General features: G+C 71.5%; 22 protein-coding genes. 10 read left to right on the top strand and 12 right to left on the bottom strand.

Translation table 11 applies throughout. From position 1 onward, the window contains the following. The 5 genes from ACTRO_RS10730 to ACTRO_RS10710 all read right to left on the bottom strand — a co-directional run bounded on the left by ACTRO_RS10730 (position 1) and on the right by ACTRO_RS10710 (position 3,690). Positions 1-528 carry a beta-ketoacyl synthase chain length factor gene (locus ACTRO_RS10730; RefSeq protein WP_051450634.1) on the bottom strand — a complete coding sequence of 176 codons (528 nt, stop codon included), beginning with the start codon at positions 526-528 and terminating at the stop codon, positions 1-3. Continuing rightward, complete coding sequence (locus tag ACTRO_RS10725) at positions 525-1,610, bottom strand: beta-ketoacyl-[acyl-carrier-protein] synthase family protein (RefSeq protein WP_034262997.1); 1,086 nt, start codon at positions 1,608-1,610, stop codon at positions 525-527. The genes ACTRO_RS10730 and ACTRO_RS10725 overlap by 4 nt, the downstream gene beginning before the upstream one ends. 1 nt (position 1,611) lies before the next feature. Then, positions 1,612-1,863 (bottom strand): hypothetical protein, encoded by a 252-nt coding sequence (locus ACTRO_RS10720; protein ID WP_211244185.1) that lies wholly within the window; start codon positions 1,861-1,863, stop codon positions 1,612-1,614. Further along, positions 1,860-2,144 (bottom strand): acyl carrier protein, encoded by a 285-nt coding sequence (locus tag ACTRO_RS10715; RefSeq protein ID WP_034262996.1) that lies wholly within the window; start codon positions 2,142-2,144, stop codon positions 1,860-1,862. Before ACTRO_RS10715 ends, ACTRO_RS10720 begins: the two co-directional genes overlap by 4 nt. A 97-nt stretch (positions 2,145-2,241) precedes the next feature. Beyond that, the gene (locus ACTRO_RS10710; RefSeq protein WP_425394877.1) at positions 2,242-3,690 is read right to left on the bottom strand and encodes a class I adenylate-forming enzyme family protein; all 1,449 of its coding nucleotides are present in this window, start codon (positions 3,688-3,690) and stop codon (positions 2,242-2,244) included. Positions 3,691-3,936: 246 nt separating this feature from the next. Between ACTRO_RS10710 and ACTRO_RS10705 the strand changes: the two genes are divergently transcribed. Both ACTRO_RS10705 and ACTRO_RS10700 read left to right on the top strand, forming a co-directional pair. Then, positions 3,937-4,716 (top strand): methyltransferase domain-containing protein, encoded by a 780-nt coding sequence (locus tag ACTRO_RS10705; protein WP_034262995.1) that lies wholly within the window; start codon positions 3,937-3,939, stop codon positions 4,714-4,716. Further along, on the top strand, positions 4,716-5,663 hold the full coding sequence (locus ACTRO_RS10700) for an alpha/beta hydrolase (RefSeq protein ID WP_034262993.1): 948 nt from the start codon (positions 4,716-4,718) through the stop codon (positions 5,661-5,663). Before ACTRO_RS10705 ends, ACTRO_RS10700 begins: the two co-directional genes overlap by 1 nt. On the opposite strand, the gene ACTRO_RS10695 is transcribed toward ACTRO_RS10700, so the two are convergent. The 3 genes from ACTRO_RS10695 to ACTRO_RS10685 are packed head-to-tail and all read right to left on the bottom strand — an operon-like array spanning position 5,656 to position 8,646. Beyond that, positions 5,656-6,420, bottom strand: coding sequence for an ABC transporter permease (locus tag ACTRO_RS10695; protein ID WP_034262991.1), 765 nt, complete (start codon positions 6,418-6,420; stop codon positions 5,656-5,658). The genes ACTRO_RS10700 and ACTRO_RS10695 overlap by 8 nt on opposite strands. A gap of 40 nt (positions 6,421-6,460) precedes the next feature. Then, positions 6,461-7,441, bottom strand: a complete 981-nt coding sequence (locus ACTRO_RS10690) for a daunorubicin resistance protein DrrA family ABC transporter ATP-binding protein (protein ID WP_034262990.1) — start codon at positions 7,439-7,441, stop codon at positions 6,461-6,463. An 11-nt stretch (positions 7,442-7,452) separates the two neighbouring features. Beyond that, the gene (locus tag ACTRO_RS10685; RefSeq protein ID WP_034262989.1) at positions 7,453-8,646 is read right to left on the bottom strand and encodes a glycosyltransferase; all 1,194 of its coding nucleotides are present in this window, start codon (positions 8,644-8,646) and stop codon (positions 7,453-7,455) included. 138 nt (positions 8,647-8,784) lie between these two features. Between ACTRO_RS10685 and ACTRO_RS10680 the strand changes: the two genes are divergently transcribed. The 6 genes from ACTRO_RS10680 (at position 8,785) to ACTRO_RS10655 (ending at position 14,138) form a co-directional block, all read left to right on the top strand. Beyond that, positions 8,785-9,732 carry a 3-oxoacyl-[acyl-carrier-protein] synthase III C-terminal domain-containing protein gene (locus tag ACTRO_RS10680; protein WP_034262988.1) on the top strand — a complete coding sequence of 316 codons (948 nt, stop codon included), beginning with the start codon at positions 8,785-8,787 and terminating at the stop codon, positions 9,730-9,732. 68 nt (positions 9,733-9,800) lie between these two features. Continuing rightward, entirely contained in the window at positions 9,801-10,091 is a 291-nt protein-coding gene (locus tag ACTRO_RS10675) for a phosphopantetheine-binding protein (RefSeq protein WP_034262987.1), read from the top strand. A 4-nt stretch (positions 10,092-10,095) separates the two neighbouring features. Then, entirely contained in the window at positions 10,096-10,836 is a 741-nt protein-coding gene (locus ACTRO_RS10670) for a hypothetical protein (protein WP_034262984.1), read from the top strand. Further along, positions 10,833-11,537 (top strand): 4'-phosphopantetheinyl transferase family protein, encoded by a 705-nt coding sequence (locus tag ACTRO_RS10665; protein ID WP_051450632.1) that lies wholly within the window; start codon positions 10,833-10,835, stop codon positions 11,535-11,537. The genes ACTRO_RS10670 and ACTRO_RS10665 overlap by 4 nt, the downstream gene beginning before the upstream one ends. Further along, positions 11,530-12,408: a class-II aminoacyl-tRNA synthetase family protein gene (locus ACTRO_RS10660; RefSeq protein WP_034262982.1), complete on the top strand. Its 879-nt coding sequence runs from the start codon at positions 11,530-11,532 to the stop codon at positions 12,406-12,408. The genes ACTRO_RS10665 and ACTRO_RS10660 overlap by 8 nt, the downstream gene beginning before the upstream one ends. After that, complete coding sequence (locus ACTRO_RS10655) at positions 12,405-14,138, top strand: condensation domain-containing protein (protein WP_051450631.1); 1,734 nt, start codon at positions 12,405-12,407, stop codon at positions 14,136-14,138. Before ACTRO_RS10660 ends, ACTRO_RS10655 begins: the two co-directional genes overlap by 4 nt. On the opposite strand, the gene ACTRO_RS10650 is transcribed toward ACTRO_RS10655, so the two are convergent. Further along, the gene (locus tag ACTRO_RS10650) at positions 14,129-15,487 is read right to left on the bottom strand and encodes a condensation domain-containing protein (RefSeq protein ID WP_034262980.1); all 1,359 of its coding nucleotides are present in this window, start codon (positions 15,485-15,487) and stop codon (positions 14,129-14,131) included. The two genes, ACTRO_RS10655 and ACTRO_RS10650, sit on opposite strands and share 10 nt — an antisense overlap. Positions 15,488-15,570: 83 nt before the next feature. Here ACTRO_RS10650 and ACTRO_RS10645 point away from each other — a divergent pair, with 83 nt between their 5' ends. Continuing rightward, positions 15,571-16,872 (top strand): acyltransferase, encoded by a 1,302-nt coding sequence (locus ACTRO_RS10645; protein ID WP_034262979.1) that lies wholly within the window; start codon positions 15,571-15,573, stop codon positions 16,870-16,872. A gap of 93 nt (positions 16,873-16,965) precedes the next feature. Further along, positions 16,966-17,415: a nitroreductase family deazaflavin-dependent oxidoreductase gene (locus tag ACTRO_RS10640; RefSeq protein ID WP_034274207.1), complete on the top strand. Its 450-nt coding sequence runs from the start codon at positions 16,966-16,968 to the stop codon at positions 17,413-17,415. Positions 17,416-17,424: 9 nt separating this feature from the next. Here the strand turns inward: ACTRO_RS10640 and ACTRO_RS10635 are convergent, their stop codons facing one another. The 3 genes from ACTRO_RS10635 to ACTRO_RS10625 form a co-directional block, all read right to left on the bottom strand. Next, positions 17,425-18,360 carry an NADP-dependent oxidoreductase gene (locus ACTRO_RS10635; protein ID WP_034262978.1) on the bottom strand — a complete coding sequence of 312 codons (936 nt, stop codon included), beginning with the start codon at positions 18,358-18,360 and terminating at the stop codon, positions 17,425-17,427. 28 nt (positions 18,361-18,388) lie between these two features. After that, positions 18,389-19,084, bottom strand: a complete 696-nt coding sequence (locus tag ACTRO_RS10630) for a type 1 glutamine amidotransferase domain-containing protein (RefSeq protein WP_034274205.1) — start codon at positions 19,082-19,084, stop codon at positions 18,389-18,391. Between the two features lie 152 nt (positions 19,085-19,236). Next, a complete protein-coding gene (locus tag ACTRO_RS10625) occupies positions 19,237-20,283 on the bottom strand; it encodes a saccharopine dehydrogenase NADP-binding domain-containing protein (protein WP_034274203.1) in 1,047 nt (348 codons plus the stop codon). Positions 20,284-20,382 lie beyond the last annotated feature (99 nt).

The following is a 20,382-nucleotide window of genomic DNA, read 5'->3' as shown; positions in this document are numbered from 1 at the left end:
TCAGGGTGCTTCCTTTCCGGGAAGGTGGCCGCGCAGCAGCAGTGCTTCGGCCGTGTCCTCGGCAGTGGAGTCAGGGTCCTGCTCGACCAGGACCACCAGGACCTCGTCGGCGTCGCCGTCGAGCAGCAGCAGTTCGGCCTCGGCCAGCGCGCGGTCGCGGATGGACCTCCCGCCGGGCAGCGGGCCTAGGCAGACGATCGGGCCGTCGAGCCGATGCCGGGCCGCGACGTGGCCGAGCACGGCGTTCGGGTTGGACTGAAAGAACAGCAGCGGCGCCACCCGCCGGCCGGTCGCCACCGCGTCGGCCACCTCGCGGGCGGTGCCCGCATCGCCGCTCTCGCTGGCCAGCACCAGGCCGGTGCGACGGTGCGGTTCCTCCGGACGCCCGTCCAGACAGAGTCCTGCGACGGCGGCGACCAGCGGATTGAATGAGGACACGATGAAGCCGGGCACGGCCGGCGGTTCGGCGGCAGTCGGCCAGCGCTCGTGCCGCAGCAGGTGCAGGGTGCTCGGGATCGTGATCGTCATACCGCCTGCACCACCAGCGCCGTGTTCGCGCCGCCGAACGCGCTGTTGAGGCTGAGCGCGTGGCGGGTATCGGTCACGCGTCCGGGCGTCAGCACCAGATCGAGCGGGGGCTCGTCCGGGCCGAGATACCCGGCGTTCACCGGCAGGGCGCCGGTGTTCAGGGTGAGGATCGTGGCGACGAGCTCCAGCAGCGCCGAACCCTCCAGCGCGTGTCCGTGAACTGACTTGGTGGAGCTGACCGGAACCTGGTCCAGCCCGGCTCCGAAAGCCGTGCGCAGCGCGGAGATCTCGGCGGAGTCGGCCAGCGTGGCGCCAGTGGCGTTGGCGTTGACGTACCCGACGTCCCGCGGCCCCAGCTCGGCGCGGCCGAGAGCCAGCTCGATCGCGCGGGCGAGTCCGGAGCCGTCCGGCGTCGGCCGGCAGACGTGGTAGGCGTCGCCGGTGCGGCCCCATCCGGCGATCCAGGCCAGCGGCGCCGCGCCACGCTCGCGCGCCGCCGACTCCGCCTCCAAGACGACGGCCGTGACCGCGTCGCCGAGGAGCAGGCCGCCGCGCCCCTCGCTGAACGGCCGCGCTTGGCCGTCGCGTGCGAGCGCCCGTCCGGCATCGAACATGGCGAAGGTGTCCGGCTCGACGAGGTAGCCCGCGGCCACCACCATCCGCTCGCGCAGTCCCAACGAGATGCGCGCAGCGGCGTCCGCAACGGCAGTGCTCGCCGCTACACACGCGCACGTATATACGTCCTCGAGGTGATGGATTCGGCCGACCCGCCGAGCTATCCCGGCCGTTCGCCGGTCGGCGTGTACAGCGAGAAGCACCGGAGTGCAGTCCTGTTCGACGAGGCCGGCTTGCCGGCGCGCCGAAGCGATCGCCGTCAGCACCTCCTCGGCGAGGTCCGGTGTACCCGGCAGGTGTGCGGCATCGTGGACCGCGCGCCCGGCCGTGGCGAAACGGCCGACCGGCCCGAAGGCGGCCTTGCCGGCGCAGATCGCGGTCGAGAGCGGCTCCGGGCCGCGGCCGAACGCGCTGAGCACTCCTAGCCCGGTGACGGCGACCCGCCTGCGGGACGAGCCGGCCGCCACCTCAGGCACTGTCCAGCGCGGGCAGCCCGAGCACGGTGCGCAGCGCGTTCGCCGCCTGCTCGACCGTCTCGATCCGGGCCAGCTCCGCGTCGTCGAGCTCGACGATGACCGAGTAGGCCTGCTCGAACTGCGCGATCAGCCAGGTCAGCTCGAGCGAGCCGATCTCCTCGCCGACCTCGCCCGCGGCGCGGTCGCCGAAGCCGGCCAGCAGCGCGCGCACGGTGGCCGGGTCGGGTGCGGTCGAGGGCGTCACCGGGCGCCGCCGACCGTGCTGGTGCCGGCCAGCCGCTTGCGCACCTCCGCGGCGAACTCGTCCAGGCTCATCAACGCGGTGTACTCCATGTCGTCGAGCTCGAAGACCACCCCGAACTCCTCCTCGACCTGCACCGCGAGGTCGGCCAGGGCGAGGGACTCGAGGTCCAGGCCGGCCGGGCCGAGCGTGGTGTCGCCGTCCACCTCGGACACGTCGTAGTTCATCGCGCTCAGGGAGCTGACGACGAAGGCGCGGATGCGGCTCTGGTCGACGTCGTTCATGGGTTCTCCTTCGTCGGTGTGCGGGCAGGCGCAGGCGTTCCCGCGCCGGCGGCACCTCGTCGTGCGGGGCCGGGCGGGAAGTCGGGGGTCGGGGCGGTCAGCCGGCCGGGGCCGGTCGGGTGGGCGGCTGCGCGCAGGTACGCAGGGCCGCGACGTCGCGCAGCAGCTTGCCGGTCGCGGTACGGGGGAGTTCGGCCAGCGGAACGAGGCGGCGGGGCAGCTTGTAGGAGGCGAGTTCCGCGGCCAGCTGCCGGCGCACGTCCTCGAGCTCGACGCCGTCCGCGCAGGTCAGGTAGGCGAGGATGGCGCCGTCGTCGAACACGACGATGGCGCCGGTGACGCCGGGCGTCGCGGCCAAGGCCTGCTCGACCTCGGTCAGGTCGACCTTCAGGCCGCCGATGGACACCTGCGAGTCACGCCGGCCCAGGATGGTCACCCGGCCGGTCGCCGGGTCGATCCTGGCGGCGTCCCGGGTGTGCAGCCAGCCCTCCGACCAGCGCGCCGGGTCGCTCGCCCCGAGGTAGGGGCTCTCCGGCCGGCGGATGTGCAGTTCGCCGTCCTCGATCCGCAGCTCAAGGCCCTTATTGGGGTCGAGCGCGGGGCGCGCGGTGCCGTCGAGGTCGGTGGCGATCACGCCGAGCTCGGTCATGCCGTACATCGAGCCGAGAGGCACGCCGTACGCCGCGGTGAACGCCTCGGGCACGCCGGGGCGGGTCAGCTCGCCCGCCACGATCATCCGCTCCAGCGCAAGCGTCCGGGGCGCCGCGGCCGCGGCCAGCAGCTCGGCATAGAAGGGCACGCCGATCACGGTCGTCGGTCGCGGCGGCTCCCCGGCCTCGGCCCCGGCGTCGACGGCGGCCAGGATCCCGGCGGCGGTGAGCCGCTCCGGCAGCACCAGCTCCACCCCGGCGTGCAGCCCGTGAAGCAGACCGCCGACCAGGCCGAGCACGTGCACGATCGAGGAGAGCAGCACGACCCGTCCGCCGCGCCGCGGGAAGCCGTCGAGCACCGCGTACCGGTCGAGCTCGAACTCCAGGTCGGCGGCGGTGCGCGCGATGACTTTCGAGGGTCCGGTGGAGCCCGAGCTGAGCTGGATCAAAACATGGTCGGTCTCGGCGGGGCGTCCCTCGGGGCGCGCCACCAGCCGCGGCCCGGCGACGACGCTGTAGCCGCGCATCGCCGTGTTGGCCTGCTGTTCCGGCTCGATGAGCAGCTGCGGGGCCAGCCGGTCGAGCGCGCGGCCGACCTCGGCCTCGGTCAGCCGATGGTCGAGCAGGCTGACCTGCGCCCCGATCCGCCAGGCGGCGAGCAGCGAGGTGACGAAGGCGAGCGACGGCGGCAGCCGGAGGGCGGCGCTGCCGCCGGGCGCGAGCCCGGCCGCGCGCAGCCGGTCCTCGGCTTCGGCGACGCCGGCCCGCACCAGGGTGCGGTCGAGCGCCTGCCCGAGGCGGAGGCAGGGTTCCCGGTCCGGGCCGGCCAGCAGCAGCCGGTCGACCCACGGAGCGGCGAGCCCGGGCATGGCTCGACCGCCGCTTTCTGCGTTCAACACGATCCCACCAGAGCACGTTGATCACTGAAGAAAGGTTCTGATCTAGCAGCGGAACGGTGGCGCGTGCCAGACGGTGCCATATCCGTGACGCCGGGTCAAGGGTCTATACCAATTAGCCGGAAAACTCGATACGCTGCCGCTCGTCGCGTTGCGCGCCTGTGCGGAACGCCGCTTCGACGTACCCGAGTACGCGCTCGCAATAAAAATGTTGCGATACACGTATGCGAAAACAAAGGAGTATCCGTGACGTCGGAGCCCGCCCGGGCGTTCCCCGGCTGGAACTGGCAGGACCCTGACTCACTGGCCGAGCGGATGGACGAGTTCTCCGCCTCCATCGCCCGTTGCGACAAACTCGAGCAGCTCGCGCCGCGGCTGCCGCGCACGCGCGCCGAGCTCGCCGGGCACGGGGTGACCGGGATCGAGTTCGCCGCCTTCCGCACCGAGCACCCGTCCGGCCTCGCCACCGATCTCGCCCCGCTGACCGGCCCGGACGGGGCGGCCGAGCTCGGTCCGCTCTACCGCGTCGACGGCGAGAGCCTGTTCACCCGGCTGGACGTCGGCGAGCCGTTGCCCTTCGCGGACGGCAGCCTGGACTGGGCCTACGCCGAGCACCTGATCGAGCACGTCACCCTGCCGGTCGCGATCCGCTGGCTGGCCGAGGTCCGCCGCGTCCTCGCGCCGGGCGGCCTGCTCCGGCTCACCACGCCCGATCTGCGCATTTATATCGAGGGCTATCGGGACGAGGACCGCTTCTTCGCGAAGCACCGGCGCCGGCTGGAGGTGATGCAAGTCGGTCCGCCCATGCCGGAACGCAAGGCCTTCATGCTCAATCAGATCTTTTACCTTTACGGACACCGGTGGATCTACGACCTCGATGAGCTGACGTTCGCGTTGGCGGAGGCCGGTTTCGACGTGTCGAAGGTCCGCTCGTGCGGATTCCGCACGGGCGAACGTCCGGACGTCGCAGCCCTCGATACGACGTTCCGTCGGGATGAGACGATGTACGTCGAGGCGACCGCCTGATGCCGCTGCACCCCGAGGCCGAGGCCGCTCGGCGGCACCGCGCTGAGCAGGCGGTGGCACCGCTCTACACGCTCACGCTGGCCGAAGCACGGGCCCGGGATCTCGCCGAAGTCCAGGCGGGCGGCGGCAGACCCGAGCCGGTCGGCGAGGTCTGGCATCGCGACATCCCAGGGCCGCCCGAGAGCGGGACCACGCTGACGATCCGCGGCTACGAGCCCTTAGACCGCGTCGGAACCGGCCCGCTGCCCGTGCTCGTCTACTTCTTCGGCGGGGGCTGGACTCTGGGCGACCTCGATACCTGCGACGGCATCTGCCGAGCGCTGACCAACGCCGTCGGCTGCGTCACCGTCTCGGTGCGCTACCGCCGCGCGCCCGAGGATCCGTTTCCGGCCGCCGTAGAGGACTGCTACGCCGCGGTCTCCTGGGTCGCCGAGAACATGCCGGGCAAGCTGGCCGTCGGCGGCGACAGCGCAGGCGGCAACCTCGCCGCCGCCGTCAGCCTGCGAGCCCGGGATGACGGGCAGGGGCCCGAGATCTGCCATCAGCTGCTGGTGTATCCGAACACGGATTACCGGCCGCAGGAGCCGCCAGAGCTCGATGACGAAGATCCGCTGCTGTTCAACCGTCACTCGGTCCGCTGGTACTGGGGCCATTACCTGGCCGACCCGGCCGACGGCGAGAACCCGCTCGCCTCGCCTCTGCGCGCGCCGAGCCACAAGGGCCTGCCGCCCGCGACCGTCATCACGGCCGAGTACGACCCATTGCGCGACGAGGGCGAGGCCTACGCGCGCAAGCTCGCCGACGCCGGCGTCCCGGTCGAGGCGCGCCGCTACGACGGCATGTCACACGGCTTCTTCGCGATGCCCGGCACCTTCGCCCTCGCCCGGGACGCCCAGGCGTACGCCGCGGCCCGGCTGGCCGCGGCGTACGACGCGCGGATCAGCTGACCCGGCGGGCGAACAGGCGGGCCGACCAGGCGATCGCGGCCGCCGCCAGCACGGCGGAGACCGCAAGGCCCTCCCACACCGAGTGCGCCGCGCTGTTCCCGGTGAACAGCGCGCGCATCCCGTTGACCGACCAGTAGAACGGGTTGACCGTCGCCACTCCGCGCAGCCAGGCCGGGGCGAGCGCGAGCGGCAGCAGCACGCCGGAGAGCAGCGAGATCGGCTGGGCGATCGTGTTCACCAGCGGCGCCAGTGCGGCGTCGGACTTGACCGCCATGGTGATCCCGTAGGACGCCGCGGCCGACATCAGAGCCATGAGACCGAACAGCAGGTAGGCCAGAGCCAGGTCGGCCGGCGCGACGGTGAGCCCGAACGGCAGCGCCAGCAACGTGATCACGACTGCCTGGCCGACGAGCAGCGTCGTCTCCCGCAGCGCCCGGCCGAGCAGCAGCGCCAGCCGGCTGACCGGGGTCACCCGGTAGCGCTCGATCACTCCGGCCCGCAGCTCACCGAGCAGGTTGAACCCGGTGAACAGGCCGCCGAAGATCGCCAGCGCGGCCAGCAGCCCGGGGACGTAGATGCGATACGCCTCGTTGTACGTGGTGGCGCCCATCGGGGCGAGCGCCACCTTGAGCAAGGGAGCGAACAGCAAGAGGTAGACGACCGGCTGGATCAGCCCGATGGCGATCCACACCGGCATGCGGGCCATGAGCAGCATCTGGCGCTGGTAGACGAGCCAGACGTCGCGAAGCGTCTTCATATTCCTCGTGACTCCGATGGGTGCGGCGGGATCAGGGTATTCATGCGATGGTGCGGCCGGTCTTGGTCAGGAACACGTCGTCGAGGCTGGGCCGCTGCAGCTGAACGAGATCCGGCTCGATCCCGGCGCCCTCGAGCGCGCGCAGGATCAGCGGGATAGCGGTGCCCCCGTCGACCGCGTACACGCGCAGCGCGTCCTCGGCCGACATCTCGAGCTTGCGCACGTACGGCTGGTCGGCCAACGCCTTCTGCGCCTGGGCGGCCCGGTCGGCGATGCCCGCGGCCGCGTCGGCGCCGCCGCCGAGGCCCACGATCACCACGTCGCCGGAGATCTCGCTCTTGAGGTCGTCCGGGGTGCCCTCGGCCACGATCTCGCCGTGGTCGATGATGGCCACCCGGTCGCACAGCGAGTCCGCCTCGTCCAGGTAGTGGGTGGTGACGAAGACCGTCATGCCCAGCGCGCGCAGCCGGCGGATCTCGGCCCAGACCTGGCCGCGGCTGGCCGGGTCGAGCCCGACCGTCGGCTCGTCCAGGAACAGCGCGCGCGGGCGGTGGATCACCCCGAGGGCGATGTCGAGCCGCCGCCGCTGGCCGCCGGAGTAGGTCTTGCACGGCCGGTCGGCGTACTCGCCCATGCCGAACGCCTCGACCGCCTGGGCGGCCCGCTCCAGCGCCTCCGCCTTGCCGATCCCGTGCACCCTGGCCTGGATCACCAGCTCCTCGCGGGCGGTCGCGCCGTCGGCGGTGCCGCCCTGCTGCGCGACGTAGCCGATGCGGCGGCGCACCAGGGCCGGATCGGTCATCAGGTCGGCGCCGAAGATCATCGCCTCGCCGCCGTCCGGGTGCAGCAGCGTGGCGAGCATCCGCAGCGTCGTGGTCTTGCCCGCGCCGTTCGGGCCGAGGAAGCCGAAGATCTCACCTTCGTCCACGCTCAGGTCCACCCCGCGCACCGCGTCCACCGTGGTGGTCTGCCGGCGCTTGCGGGACTGGAAGGATTTGCGCAGGCCCTTCGTCGTGATCAAGCGTGCTCTCCCTAGTCCTGGTCGGTACGGATGGTGCCGGGCTCTGGCACTAGCGCCTCGAGCCGGCGCACGGCGGCGGACAGCCCGCCGCCCTGGCGCAGCGCCTCGCCCACCCGGGCCGCGGCGGTGCGCGGCTCCGGATCGTCGAGCACTGCTTCGATCGCCCGCCGGATCTCGTCCGGCCCCGCTCCGGCGAAGTCCACCAGCCGGCCGGCACCGGCCGCCGCCACCTGGGCGGCCGTGATCGGCTGGTCGTGCCGGATCGGGGCGAGTACGAGCGGGACGCGGTGGGCGAGTGCCTCAGTGACGGAGTTGAGTCCGCCATGGCAGACGAGCGCGGCGACCGCGCCCGCTTCGAGCAGATCGAGCAGCGGGACACGCGGCAGCACCAGCACGTTCGCCGGTGCAATCTCCTCGAGCCCTGATTCGAGCGGCGCGACCAGCACGCCCTGCACGTCGGCGAGCTCGCCCAGGGCCTTGGCCGTCCGCCGCAGGAAGTCCGCGGCGAGATCGCCGGCGAGCGTGCCCATGGTGACGATGACCAGGCGGCGCCGGGGATCGAGCGCAGCCCACGGGAAGTCCGGTCCGGACGGCCGGGCTCCGAGCAGCGGCCCGACCAGCGCGTAGTGCGGAGGGTAGGCATCTTGGCCGGTCAGGGCTGGACTGGTGAGCGCGAGCACGAGGTGGGGCGAGGCGCGAGGGTCGAGGAAGCCGGCCGGATCGAGCCCTGCTTTGGCCCACAGCGTGCGCAGGTGCTCGAGGATCCAGCCGTCGAGTTCGGGCTGGTCCCGGAACGGGCGCCCGAGCTCCATCGACGAGGTCGCCAGCGTGGCCCACGGCACGCCGCGCCGCTGCGCGGCCAGCGCTCCGGCCGGGGTGTGCTCGTCGCTGATCACGACATCCGGGGCGAACTCGGCGATGGCCTTGTCCACCGCGGTGAGGGTGAAGCGGGCGTACGGGACGACGAAGTCGGCCCAGAGCGAGCGCACCGCGGCCTCGCCGCCGGCGCCCTGATCGCGGAGCATCTTCGAACCCGTACGGAAGATCTCTGCTTCCTCGCCTAGCAGGGGTCTGAGGAACATCTCCGAGCCGGCCCATGCGGCCGCGTGCCCCCGGTCCATCAGGGCTCTGCCGAGTGCCGCAGTGGGGTTGACGTGCCCGGAAAGCGGTGGAGCGACGAACAGGAAGCGGCGCTGCGGCGTCACTCGGCGGCCCTTCGGTTCCTTCAAGCGGAGACGGATGGGGATCTGCAGGACGGCGGGTGCTCTCTTGTGGAGCGCGCGGGACGGCGGCATACTACAGCTCGCCCCGCAAATGGACTAGACCACGCGAGAGGACCCCCGGTGACCGCTCTGCACGCGGTGGCCGTGCATCTCCCGCCCTCGTCCGTGCCGATCGAACAGGTCGGGCGACGGCTCGGCCTGCCGGATCGGCAGACCGTGCTGTTCCGCCGGTTCCACGGTCTGGACCAGGTGCGGCTCGACCCGGATGGCACGGTGGAAGACCTGCTGCGCGCAGCGGCCGGCGCGCTCGCCGCCCTGCGCGGCAACGAGCACCGCGTCGCTTACGTGCTCTACGCCACGAGTCTGCCGGTGCAGACCCCTTATCCGCACAACCCGCTGCGCACCCTGTGCCGCGAATTAGGCCTCGAACACGCGCTCGCGTTCAAGGTCTCGCACCACGCCTGCGCCAGCGGCCTGCTCGCGATCGACCTCGCGGGCCGATTGCTGGCCGCGCACGGCGGCGCCACCCCCGCGGGGGAGGAGCCGCTCGCGCTGGTCCTGGCCGGGGAGAAGACCTTCACCCGGGACGCGCAGATCGCGCCGGAGATCTCGGTGTTCAGCGAGGGCGCCGCGGCCTGCCTGGTGGGCCCGGGCGGCGACCGCGACCGCGTGTTGTCCTACCGGGCCGCGTTGCGCGGCGAGTACGACGGCAGGCTGTCCGAGGACCCGGCCCTGCTGACCGCCTTCAACCGGGCCTACCCAGAGCTGCTCGAAGCCGTGATCCGCGAGGCGCTGGACGCGGCCGGCACCCGGCTGGAGGAGATCAAGCTGATCGTGCCGCACAACGCGAACCGGATCTCCTGGCGCTCGCTCAGCCGCCGCACCGGCTTCCCGCTCGAGCGGATCCTGCTGGAGAACGTCGCGCCGTACGGGCACTGCTTCGCCGCGGACGCCTTCATCAACCTGCACACCGCCACCCGGCAAGGCCTGCTGCGCCCCGGCGACCGCTACCTGGTGGCGGCCGCGGGCATCGGCGCGGCATTCTCGGCGATGGTACTCGAACACTGATCCAATCGGCGGCCGGCGGGCCGCCGCGACCGTTGCACGCCTCCTTTCGGAAGGACCCGGCAATCACCATGGACCAGACGCAAGAGCAGACCGAGAGCGCCGACGTGCTGCGGCCGCGCGTGGTCGACTCCATCCGCATCCTGCTGCCCCGGGTGCTCGGCCGCGACGTGCCGCCCCCGGCCGAGAGCGCCTGCCTGTTCGACGAGGTCGGCCTGACCTCCGCGCACACCCTCTCGCTGCTGCTCGAGCTCGAGGAGGAGCTCGACATCCAGATCGACGTCGAGGAGATCGGCCAGGACGACCTCGGCTCGCTCGGCTCGCTGGCCGACTTCGTCGCCTCGCACGCCGTCGAGGGCTGAGGCGGTGCCGATCGCGCAGCGCACCGGAACGGTCCGCGCGTTGGCCCGGTTCTTCCCGGGTGCCTCGGAGCTCGCGCGCGAGCCGGTGCTGCGGGAGTACCTCGCCGATGCGGCCCGGCCCTACGGTGTCGCAGTGTGCGAAGACGAGTTGGCCGCGGGCCGTGGCCACAGCTACGGCGAGATGGGGCAGGGGCTGCTGGAGGAGGTGGTGGGCGAGGGCGAAGAGGTGGGTGTGCTGATCCTCGCGCACGCCGTCCCCGACGTCCGCCCCGGGCGCTCGACAGCCCTCTACCTCAGCAGCGTCTGCCCGGGCCGACCGCATGCGTTCGCCGTCACGGAGCAGGGCGTTTCCGCGGCGTACACGGCGATCCGTCTCGCCGCGACGTTCCTGGGCTCCGGCGAATCACGCAATGCACTGATTCTCATCGTCGAGCAGGCCGCGCAGTTCTACGAGATGCGGACGCCGGTCTCCATGCCGAAGCAGCATGCCGGCGTGGCGTTGTGGCTGGAGCCGGGCGACGCGACGGTGTATCAGCACACGTGCGTAACCCGCGCCGAAGCGCTGCGGCTACTGCCCGAGGCACCGTTGCTGCTCCTCGGTGATGGCCTCGCCGAGGTCGCGGGCGAGCAGCCGATGACCGGCGCGTGGGCCGCATACGCGGAGCAGCCTGGCCCAGCCGTGATCGCAGACTACGACCCTGATATACAAACACTAAGTATCTGTGTGCTGGGGACTCCCGCGTGACGCGGGAGGACGAGGTCACGGTGTTCCTGGTCCATACCGACCAGTCGAAGGCCGTGACCGACCGCCTCGCGCGCCACCTCGACGCACGCGAATCGCAGCGTGCCGAGGCGATCCGGGATCACTCTGGACGGAGTCGCTTCGTCGTCGCACACGGCGCGATGCGCGAGATCGTGGCCGAGCGCCTGAGTGTGCGGCCGGCCGAGATCCGTTGGCACGAGGGCCCGAACGGCAAGCCCTCGTTGGAATCAGAACTCCGTGTCAACCTCTCCACCGGCGGTGCGGCTGCCCTCGTGGCCCTGACCTGGCATCGCGACGTCGGCGTCGACATCGAGCCGCTGCCGTCCGAGCTGGTCGCGACCCGCCTCGCGTCCCGTCACTTCCCGGCGGCACAGGCTTGCTACGTCGCCGAAGGCCCGACCCCGGACGAGATCGCGGCGCGCTTCACGACTCTGTGGAGCCGCAAGGAGGCTTGCGTGAAGGCGCACGGCGGCCGGCTTTCCCAAGGCATGGCGCTGGCGGTCGACGGCGTCACCCCCATTTGCCTGCCTTTCCCGGCAGACGCGGAAGACGGCGTCGTCCGCGTGCACGACCTCCCGGCACCGCCCGGCCACCGGGCCGCAGTGGCCCTGACCGGCGCCGCGCCCTTCGACGTTTTTCACCGTGTGTGGGACCCCGAAACGGAAGCAGGGACAGATGGCTGAGGCACGACCACTTCCCACCGAGGCGCCGGGCGTCTATCTCTTCCCCGAAGCCTTCGAGCGGATCGTGGCCGGACTGCGGCGTGGGATCGACGCACTCGCCGCCGACGAGCCGATGCGGGTGCTGGGAGTGGCACCGGTGATCGCCCGCGCCACCATCGAGCGCACCGGATACCCGGCCTCGTTCCCGCACCTGCTCGGCACCGTGCACGGCTTCACCGGCGGCGCGAAGCAGTGGTCTGATCTCTCCCCGCTGGTCGAGTCCGGCGGGGCGTGGCAGAGCGAGCATGAGCCCACCGACCTCGTCCTGCTGCCCGCCGGGTGCTACCCGGTGTACGCCACGATGGCCGGGCAGACGATCGACCGGCCGCGCACGCACCGCGTCTCAGCACGCTGTTTCCGTCAGGAGGCGACCGCCGAGATCGGACGGCTGCGATCGTTCCGGATGGTCGAATTCGTCACCGCCGGAGACCCGGACCACTGCGCGAGCTGGCGTGACCGCAGGCTCGAACAGATGGCCGACTGGCTCGGATCGCTCGGTCTGAAGGTCTCCGTCGAGGATGCCGACGATCCGTTCTTCGGCACCGGACGCAAGCTCTACCAGGCGGCCCAGCGACGCCAACGGCTCAAGTTCGAACTGCGCGTCGCGCTGGCCGACGACGTGGTTCAGGCCGTGGGCTCGGCGAACTGCCACAAGGACCACTTCGGCGCGGCGTTCGACATCGCCGCCGACGGAGCTGCTGCGCACACCGCGTGCGTCGGCTTCGGCCTCGAACGCATCGCGCTCGCCCTGATCCACGCGCACGGCGCGGAACTCGAAGACTGGCCGGCCGCGGTCGCCGGCGCGCTCTGGGGAGAGGAGCACGCCGCATGATCGAGTCCCGGCGCGTCGCCATCGCCTACCACGGCCAGAGTTCGGGCAGCGGCCCGCTCTCTCTCGGCCAGGACAACATGATGCGATGCACCATCGAGAACGAGCCCGCCGACATCAACAAACAAGGCTCGTGGCCGGTGCCCGACGGCACGAGCCTCGACCAGGTCATCAGCGCCCTGCGCACGCTCGCCGAGCGGCACGAGGCTCTGCGCACCGTTTATCCGTACCCTGACGGCGGCGGCCGGCCGGTCGAACAGGTCGTGCTCGGCGAGGGTGAGTTCGGCATCGATGTCGTCGAGACCGACCGCGATCCCCTGATCGAGGTCGACGAGATCGGCCGACGCAACCGGGCCATTCGCTTCGACGTCGCTCGCGAGTTCCCGCTGCGGCTCACGCTGGTGACGGTCGACGGCGTGCCGAAGGGACTCAGTGCCGTGATCTGCCACGCGGCGGCCGACGGCGCGGCGACCGCGTTCCTGGTCACCGAATGGCTCGAACTCGTCTCCGGCCGCACTCTGCCCCCGCACACCGGTCCGACGCCGCGCCAGGTCGCGCTCGACGAGCGCTCGCCCGCCGGTCTGCGCCGGACGAAGTCCTCGCTGCAGCACTGGGAACGGATCCTGAGCACCGGCCCGCACGCGATCTTCGCGGACGCGCGCCTCGGCCCGTCCGACGGAACGCACACGTCGCTGGTGATCCACTCGGTGCGCGCCGCCGAAGCGCTGGAGGCCGTCTCCGCGAGGCTGTCGGCCAGCACTTCGACGATCATCATGGCCGCCTACGCGGCGATGGCCGCACTGCAGGCCGGCCGGGATGACGTCGTCATCGCCGCGCTCTCGGCCAACCGCCATCGCCGTTCGCTGGTCGAGTACGTCGGCACTGTCGCCCAGGACGCCCTCATCGCGCTGAGCACCGACACGCCGGACTTCGACGAACTGATCGGCCGGGCCGGCGCAGCCGGGATGACAGCGTACTGGCACAGCTCCTTCGACTCGGCCGAGATCTGGCGGCTGATCGACGAGATCGGCGCGCGGCGCGGCGCTCGCTTCGCCCGGCACCTGGTCCTCAACGACCTGAGCACGACCGTGCCGGACGCGCTGTTGCGCGACATTCCGGCCCCGCCCGAGGACCCGCACGTCATACCGTTGCCGGTGGAGCCGATCCCCACCCGCCTGATGCTCAACGTCTGGCGGCTGCGCGGCTGCGTCTCGATCACCCTGCACGCCGACCGGCAGCTGTTCACCGAGCAGGAGGCCGAGGACTTCGCGCGCGGCCTGCTCCGGCTGATCGAGGAAGCTGCGGAGCGCACTGTGCCGATCGCCGAGATCAGCGCCCTGACGGGCATCGAGCCGGGGCCGCGCCCGGGGGAGTGGCGGCTGCTCGACTCGGCCTGGGTCGATCTCGCGGCCGTGCGGGAGCTGCTCGCCACCGCGCTGGACAAGCGCCCGGTGGATCTCGAGGAGAGCGACGGCCGCCTCATCGCGCACATCGGCGACGACGACCGCCCGCTCACCCCGCGCGAGGTCCACGAAGCCCTGGTCGACGTGCTCTTCCACCGCCGGCGCGGCGGCGCGCCCGGCCTCGCCGCCGGCGACGAGAAGGTGCTCGTCGGCTCGTCCGGATCCGGGTGGGAGACCACGATCGCGCCGCATCACTACGTGATCCACCGGGGTGCGCCGCACGGACCCGTCGTCGCGGAGGGTGCCGGGCGCGACGAGGTTCAGTCGTGACCGGGCAGCCGCAGTGCCTCGTCGAGGATCAGCTCCTCCATGCCGAACAGGACACGCTCCATTTCCGGGCGCGGCAGCCGGCTCGGGTCCGCCGTCATCGTCAGGCCGAGAGAACCGGGAATGTCCACGGCGTCGAGCGCGAAGCTCACGTTGGGACGCGGCGGGAACTCGGTCGGCCAGTGCAGGCGCGTCTGCCCGCGCAGCTCCTCCAGCGCGTCGGGCGATGCCGGCGGAGCCGCGACCGTGGATTCCTGGCCCGGTTGCAAACCCCTGGTGTCGTTCACGAAGCAGCTCAGATCCCCGTTCAGGTCAGCCAGATCGGCGTCGAGCCGGGCCTTGTCGTAGTAGGCGTAGCGATACGTCGCCAGCGAGGCCCCCGCCGCCGCGTATACGAGCTCTGCGAAGGGCACGTCACGCACGTCGAGATGGAAAAGGCCCTCCTGCGCGACGGTGCTCACCGCCTGCTTCAGCCCCGGCAGGAACCGGTTGTTCACCACGACCTGGAAGAGCACCCCGCCCGACCCGCTCAGCCGGCCGATCATCGTCGCCGCCGCGGCCAACAGCAGCGTCGCCGGAGTGGTCGCGAGGTGCGTCGAGACCAGCGGCACCGCCCGGGCCAGCGCCGGCGAGTCGAGCAGCGCGTTCGGGAACAGTGCGTCCGCGGGGAGGTCCGCGCGCGGCGCGAGGAGGGTCCGCGGCCCGCGCTCGGCCTTGGCCACCCAGTGCCGTCGGGCCTTGCCGTCCTGCCGCTGGCCGCGTTCAGTAGCCTGATACTCCGCCTCGTCCAGCGGCTGGAGCGCGTCGACGGGACTCGCCTGCGTGCCCTTCACCGTCAGCTCGGCCAGATCCAGCACCAGGTGGCGCAGGCCCCAGCCGTCCACGGCGGTGTGCGGGACGGCGAACACGAGGTGGCGCACCATGCCCGCCGACTCGATGATGCCGACCCGGATCGGCCAATCGGCCGCGCAGTCGAACGGCTCGGCGCCGAGCCGCTCCAGCAGCGCGTCAGCCTCCTGCTGTACCTCCTCGGCCGCGTCGCAGGTGACCACCGTGACGGCCAACTCTCCGCTGCCCAGCAGTGTCTGGCGCAGCTCGCCGTGGGCGCCCGGGGCAAGCCGCGTGCGCAGCGACTCGTGCCGCAGCATCAGCAGGCTGACGGCCTCGATCAGCTGCTCGACCCGGTAGCCCGGCAGGACGGCCCCGCCGCCGCAGACGTTGTAGCGGGCGGCGTCCTGCGGGGCGAGCGCCGCCACCGCGTCCCAGATCGCCCGCTGGCCCCAGGTCGCCCGGGCCTGTCCGGTCCGACCGCCGTCGAAGGTGCAGCTCACCTGCCGCGCTGTGCCCGTCATCGCGTGATTCTCCCGGTAAGTTCGTGTTTCATTCGAATTCTGATGATAGAGCGGTGTTTGGTCATGGGAAAGGGGGTCTGCTGATGCGGATGTCGATCCCGGTGATCCGGTGTGCCTGGTCGGATCTCCTGCTGGCTGATCTGTCGGTCTCGGTCGTGTTCTGCTACGACCGGGAGCTGGACGCGCGATCGGTCTTGTCAGGGTTCGAATCCGCGCTGGCCCGGACGCCCGCGTTCGCCGGCCGGCTGCGGCCGTCTGGCGCGGAGCTGGAGATCGTCTGCGACGGTGAGGGAGCGGAGTTCCTCGAACGCGACTCACCGCTGACCCTGCCCGAGGCGATCGGCCGGCTGACCCTGCCGGACTCAGGCCTCGTCGATCACGTCGACGCCCCGGCGGCCCGAGCGGGGAGGGGCCCGGTGACGCGGGTGCGGCTCAACCGCCTCGCCGACGGCGGAACCGTGCTCGGTTGCTCCTGGCACCACGCGATCGGTGACATGGGCAGCTTCACGACGTTCATGCGCCAGTGGTCGGCGGCGAGCGCGGGGGAGGAGAGCGAGGAGTCGCTCCTGATCGAGGACCGCGCCGCCTTCCTGGACGCGATGCTGCCGGAGAAGGACAGCGGCCGCGCGGGATTCCGCGTCGTGGACGAGCAGGAGTCGGCGCAGCTCAGGAGCATCGCCGAGTCCTCGACTCTGGCGAACCGGCTCGTCCAGGTCTACTTCGGCGAAGCGGAACTCGCCCGGCTGCGCGCAAGGTTCGAACAGGAATCCGGCCGGCGCCTGTCCACGAACGACGTCCTCACCGCGCACGTCGTCCGCACGGTCCGCCAGCTCGACGGCGACACGGCGGAGCGCGAGCTGGTCGTGCCGGTGGATCTGCGACGCACCCTCGGCACCCCGCGCGGGACGATCGGCAATCTCCTCGGCGAGATCACCCTGCGCGGCCGCGACGTCCCCGCGTCTCGCGTCGCCGCGGACATCCGGGCGGCAGTCGAAGACTTCGCCGACGCGCACCTGACCCTGCGCACCAGCCGGACCGTGCTCGAAGAACTCGGTCCGGAAGGCCTCGACCGCTGCGTCCCGCTCGGCTTCAACCCGCCCGAGCGGACCTTCACCACCAGCAGTTGGCGCGGCTTCGGCGCTTACGAGGTTCGCTTCGACGGCGCCGCACCCGTGCTGATGGCACCGGCGATCAGCCTTCCGCTGCCCTGGGTGTGCTGGATGGTGGAAGGTTTCCACGGCACTGGCGCCCTGTGCACCATTTCCCTCCCCGCCGCGCTCGCCACACGCTTGCGCTCCGCCGACGGCCGAGCCCTGCTGCACGCCGACCGCGAGCCACAGGACGAACTGCCTGCCCTCGCCAGCGCCATCCGCCGCCTGCTCTGACGGGCCGACAGCCGCGCGTCCGGCTACCTTCCGTTAGTTGTCAGTGGCGGAGCGTAGGCTGTGCCCAAGCTGAACGACGAGGCGGAGGAAGACATGAGTGACACGCCGTACGACGAGGCCAAGGTCGTCGATTCGCCGACGGACTGGGTCAGCTCCCACATCCAGAAGTACGTCCAGACCGAGGGCGCCGACGGCCACGATTTCCGTAGCGGAGCGCCGATCCTGCTGCTGACCGTGCTCGGCCGCAAGTCCCGCGTGTGGCGGCGCACGGCGCTGATCTACGGCCAGGCCGGCGACGCGTACGTGGTGGTCGCCTCGAAGGGCGGCGCCCCGACGCACCCGGCCTGGTACGGCAACCTGGTCGCCCACCCGGAGGTGCACGTCCAGGTCAAGGGGGCCAAGTTCGAAGCGCGCGCCCGGGTCGCCGCCGGGCCGGAGCGGGAGAAGCTGTGGAAGCTGATGGCCGGGATCTGGCCGGACTACGACGCGTATCAGGCCCACACCGATCGCGAGATCCCGGTGGTGGTGCTCGACGCGGTCTGAGGTGCCCTTTCAGACGACCAGCACCAACTTCCCGCTGATGTGCCCGGCCTCGCCCAGCCGGTGTGCCTCGGCGGCCTGGCAGAGCGGCAGCGCGTCGTGGATGCTCGCGCGCAGCGCGCCGGAGCGAGCCATGTCGGCGATGACCTGCATTCCGGCGTGGTCGGACTCCACCAGCAGCGTCTTGTAGCGGATGCCGTGCTCGTCGGCGATGCGCTCCTCGTCGCTGCCCGGCTCGGTGCGCAGCAGGGTGACGAAGGTGCCGCCCTCGCGCACCGTGCTCAGCGAGTCGAGGCGGGTTTCCCCGGCGAAGGGGACGAGCGCGGCGTCCGCCTCGCGCACCGCGGCGTGGATGTCAGTGGTGTGATAGTCCAGCGCATCGGCGGCACCAAGGGAACGGACGTGGTCGAGGTCTTTCTCACTCGCGGTGCCGACGACCTTCGCGCCGAGACGGCTGGCGATCTGCACGGCGAGGTGCCCGACGCCGCCCGCCGCGCCCTGAACCAGCACGCGTTGCCCCACCGTGACCCGGGCGGTGTCGTTCAATGCCTGCCACGCGGTGAGCGAGGCCAGCGGCAGTGCGGCTGCGTGCACGAAGTCGACGTTCTCCGGCTTGCGGACCATCGACCGGGCCGGGGCGAGCACGTACTCGGCGTAGGCGCCGACCCCGTGCGGGTAGGGCAGCATGCCGAAGACCTCGTCGCCCTCGTCCAGGATGGTCACGCCGTAGCCGATCTTGTCGACGATGCCCGCCACATCCCAGCCGAGCACCAGCGGCAGCCGATCGACGAACAGCGGTGCGGCCCGGTGCTTCCAATCAGTCGGATTCACCCCCGCCGCCCGCACCCGGATCCGGATCTCGCCCGGGCCCGGCTCGGGCGTCGGCAGGTCCTCGGTCAGCCCGAGCACTTCCGGGCCCCCGTAGCTGGTTTGCACGATCGCGCGCACGGGACCTGCTCCTCTCAAGCGGGCCGGCTCAAGCCAGCACTCTGACCAGTTCGTCGGCCAACGGTGCGGACGAGCTGGGGTTCTGTCCGCTGAACAGGTTGCGGTCGCGCTGGGTGTGCGGCCGGAACGGCGGGCCTTCCTCGACCCGCAGCCCCACTTCCTTGAGCCGGGTCTCGAGCAGCCACGGCGCCGTGAGGGCCGAGCCGGCCAGCTCCTCTTCCTTGTCCGTGAAGCAGGCGATGTCGAAGCCTGCGAAGGCGTTCGAACCGTCCGGCCGGGTCGCGGTGAGCAGCGCGGCCGGGCCGTGGCAGACGATGCCGATGGGCGTGTTGGCGTCTAGAGCGCTGGTCAGCAGACGACCGGCGTCCGCGTCGACGGCCAGATCCTCCATCGGGCCGTGGCCGCCGGGGACGTAGAGCGCCGAGTAGTCCGCCGGGTTCACGTCGGCGAGCGCGATCGGATGGGCGAACTCGCTGGACTGTTCGACCGCGGCGCGCATCCGGGCCGCGCCCTCGTCGCCGCCGTTCGTCCCGGGCTCCAGGCTGGCCGGGTCAGCGGGCGGGACCACCCCGCCGGGCGTCGCCACCGTCACCTCGTGCCCGGCCGCGCGGAATGCCTCGAGCGGCGTCACGGCCTCCTCCGCCCAGAACCCGCTCGTTCTGCGCGAACCGTCCTTGAGCGTCCAGTGGTCGCTCCCGGTCATCATGAACAGTATCTTCGCCATGGTCGCGCTCCCGTCGATCAGTTCAACCGCCACCCTGGACGCACTCGCGCCCGGACGCATCCGGAGCCGCCTTGTACCCGTGGCGGCCTCGTACATCCGGGCGATCGGCGGGGGATCGCACGCCGCCGCGGTGCGGGCAGCTCAGCGCCGGCTCAGTCGCGACGCTCGAAGACGAGGTGGGGCGCGAGGGAGCGCAGGAAGTCCGGGGCGTCGAAGATCTCTCCGGCGGAGGCGACGCCGCTGATCTTCGTCCGGCCCGTCAGGATCCGGTGGACGGCCTCGACCGCGAGCGGCGCGCTGATGGCGTAGATGTCCTGGCCGGAGGCGAGGGCGCGGCGCTCCTGGTCACCACGGCGCACGACCACGTCGACGACGAAGGTCTGCGCCGAACGGCCACGCTCGTCCACCGCGGTCGGCGCAGCGGCGTTCGGGGCGGCCAGATCGTCGGCCGCCTCCACTGCCATGTAGTTGCGTACTTCGCGTACCGACAGGTGGCTCGGGATGGTCACGACATCGGCCATGGTGAACTCCGCCAGAACCTTGCGCGGACCGGTCGGAACAGGGAACGGCCATTCCTGCAGCTCAAGGTCCCCGGCGGCGTCGTAGTACGTCAGAGCGCCCTCGGTGAACCGCACGCGCTGACCAGCGCGGCGCTGGTGCGAGACCGTGCCCGCGGCCTGCGTGCCGGCCGTCGGGTGCCAGCTGCTCAGCCCGTACGCCACGTGGACCTCGTCGACCGACGTCCAGCCGTCGTCGCTGACAGCTGCCGTAGCCAGCAGGTCGCCGAGCCCGCCGAAGAACGCCATCGCGGGCACCACGGCCACGTCCGCAGCGCGGGCTCGCTCGGCGAACTGCGCGAAGGTGTCCACGTTCGCCTCGATCTCGGCCGCCACATCGACATACGGAATGCCGGCGCGCAGAGCCGCCTCGATCACCGGGATACCGGTGGACGCGAACGGGCCGGCGCAGTTGATGACTGCCGCCGCGTCCGCGAACGCCTGGTCCAGCGAGGCCGGGTCGTCGGCCGACGCCGTTCGGGTGATCAGTTGGGGGTAGGTGCTCGCCAACTGCTGGAGCTTGGACTCGTCCCGGCCGACCAACAGCGGGACGTACCCGCGGTCGATCAATTCCGCCACCACGAACCGTCCGGTGTGGCCGTACGCACCGAATACGGCCACCGTTCGAGCGAAATCCACCATCATCAACACCTATCCCTCCAGCGACACGATCTCTCGACAAAGGAATCGTGTCAGCGCAGGCGGCGGCGAACGAGTGTCTGGAACGCCAAGTGCCGTACA

The organism is Actinospica robiniae DSM 44927, assembly GCF_000504285.1.
GTDB classification, from domain to species: Bacteria; Actinomycetota; Actinomycetes; order Streptomycetales; family Catenulisporaceae; genus Actinospica; species Actinospica robiniae.
The sequence above is the reverse complement of the archived record's forward strand: the minus strand, read 5'-3'. Positions and strand labels throughout refer to the sequence as shown.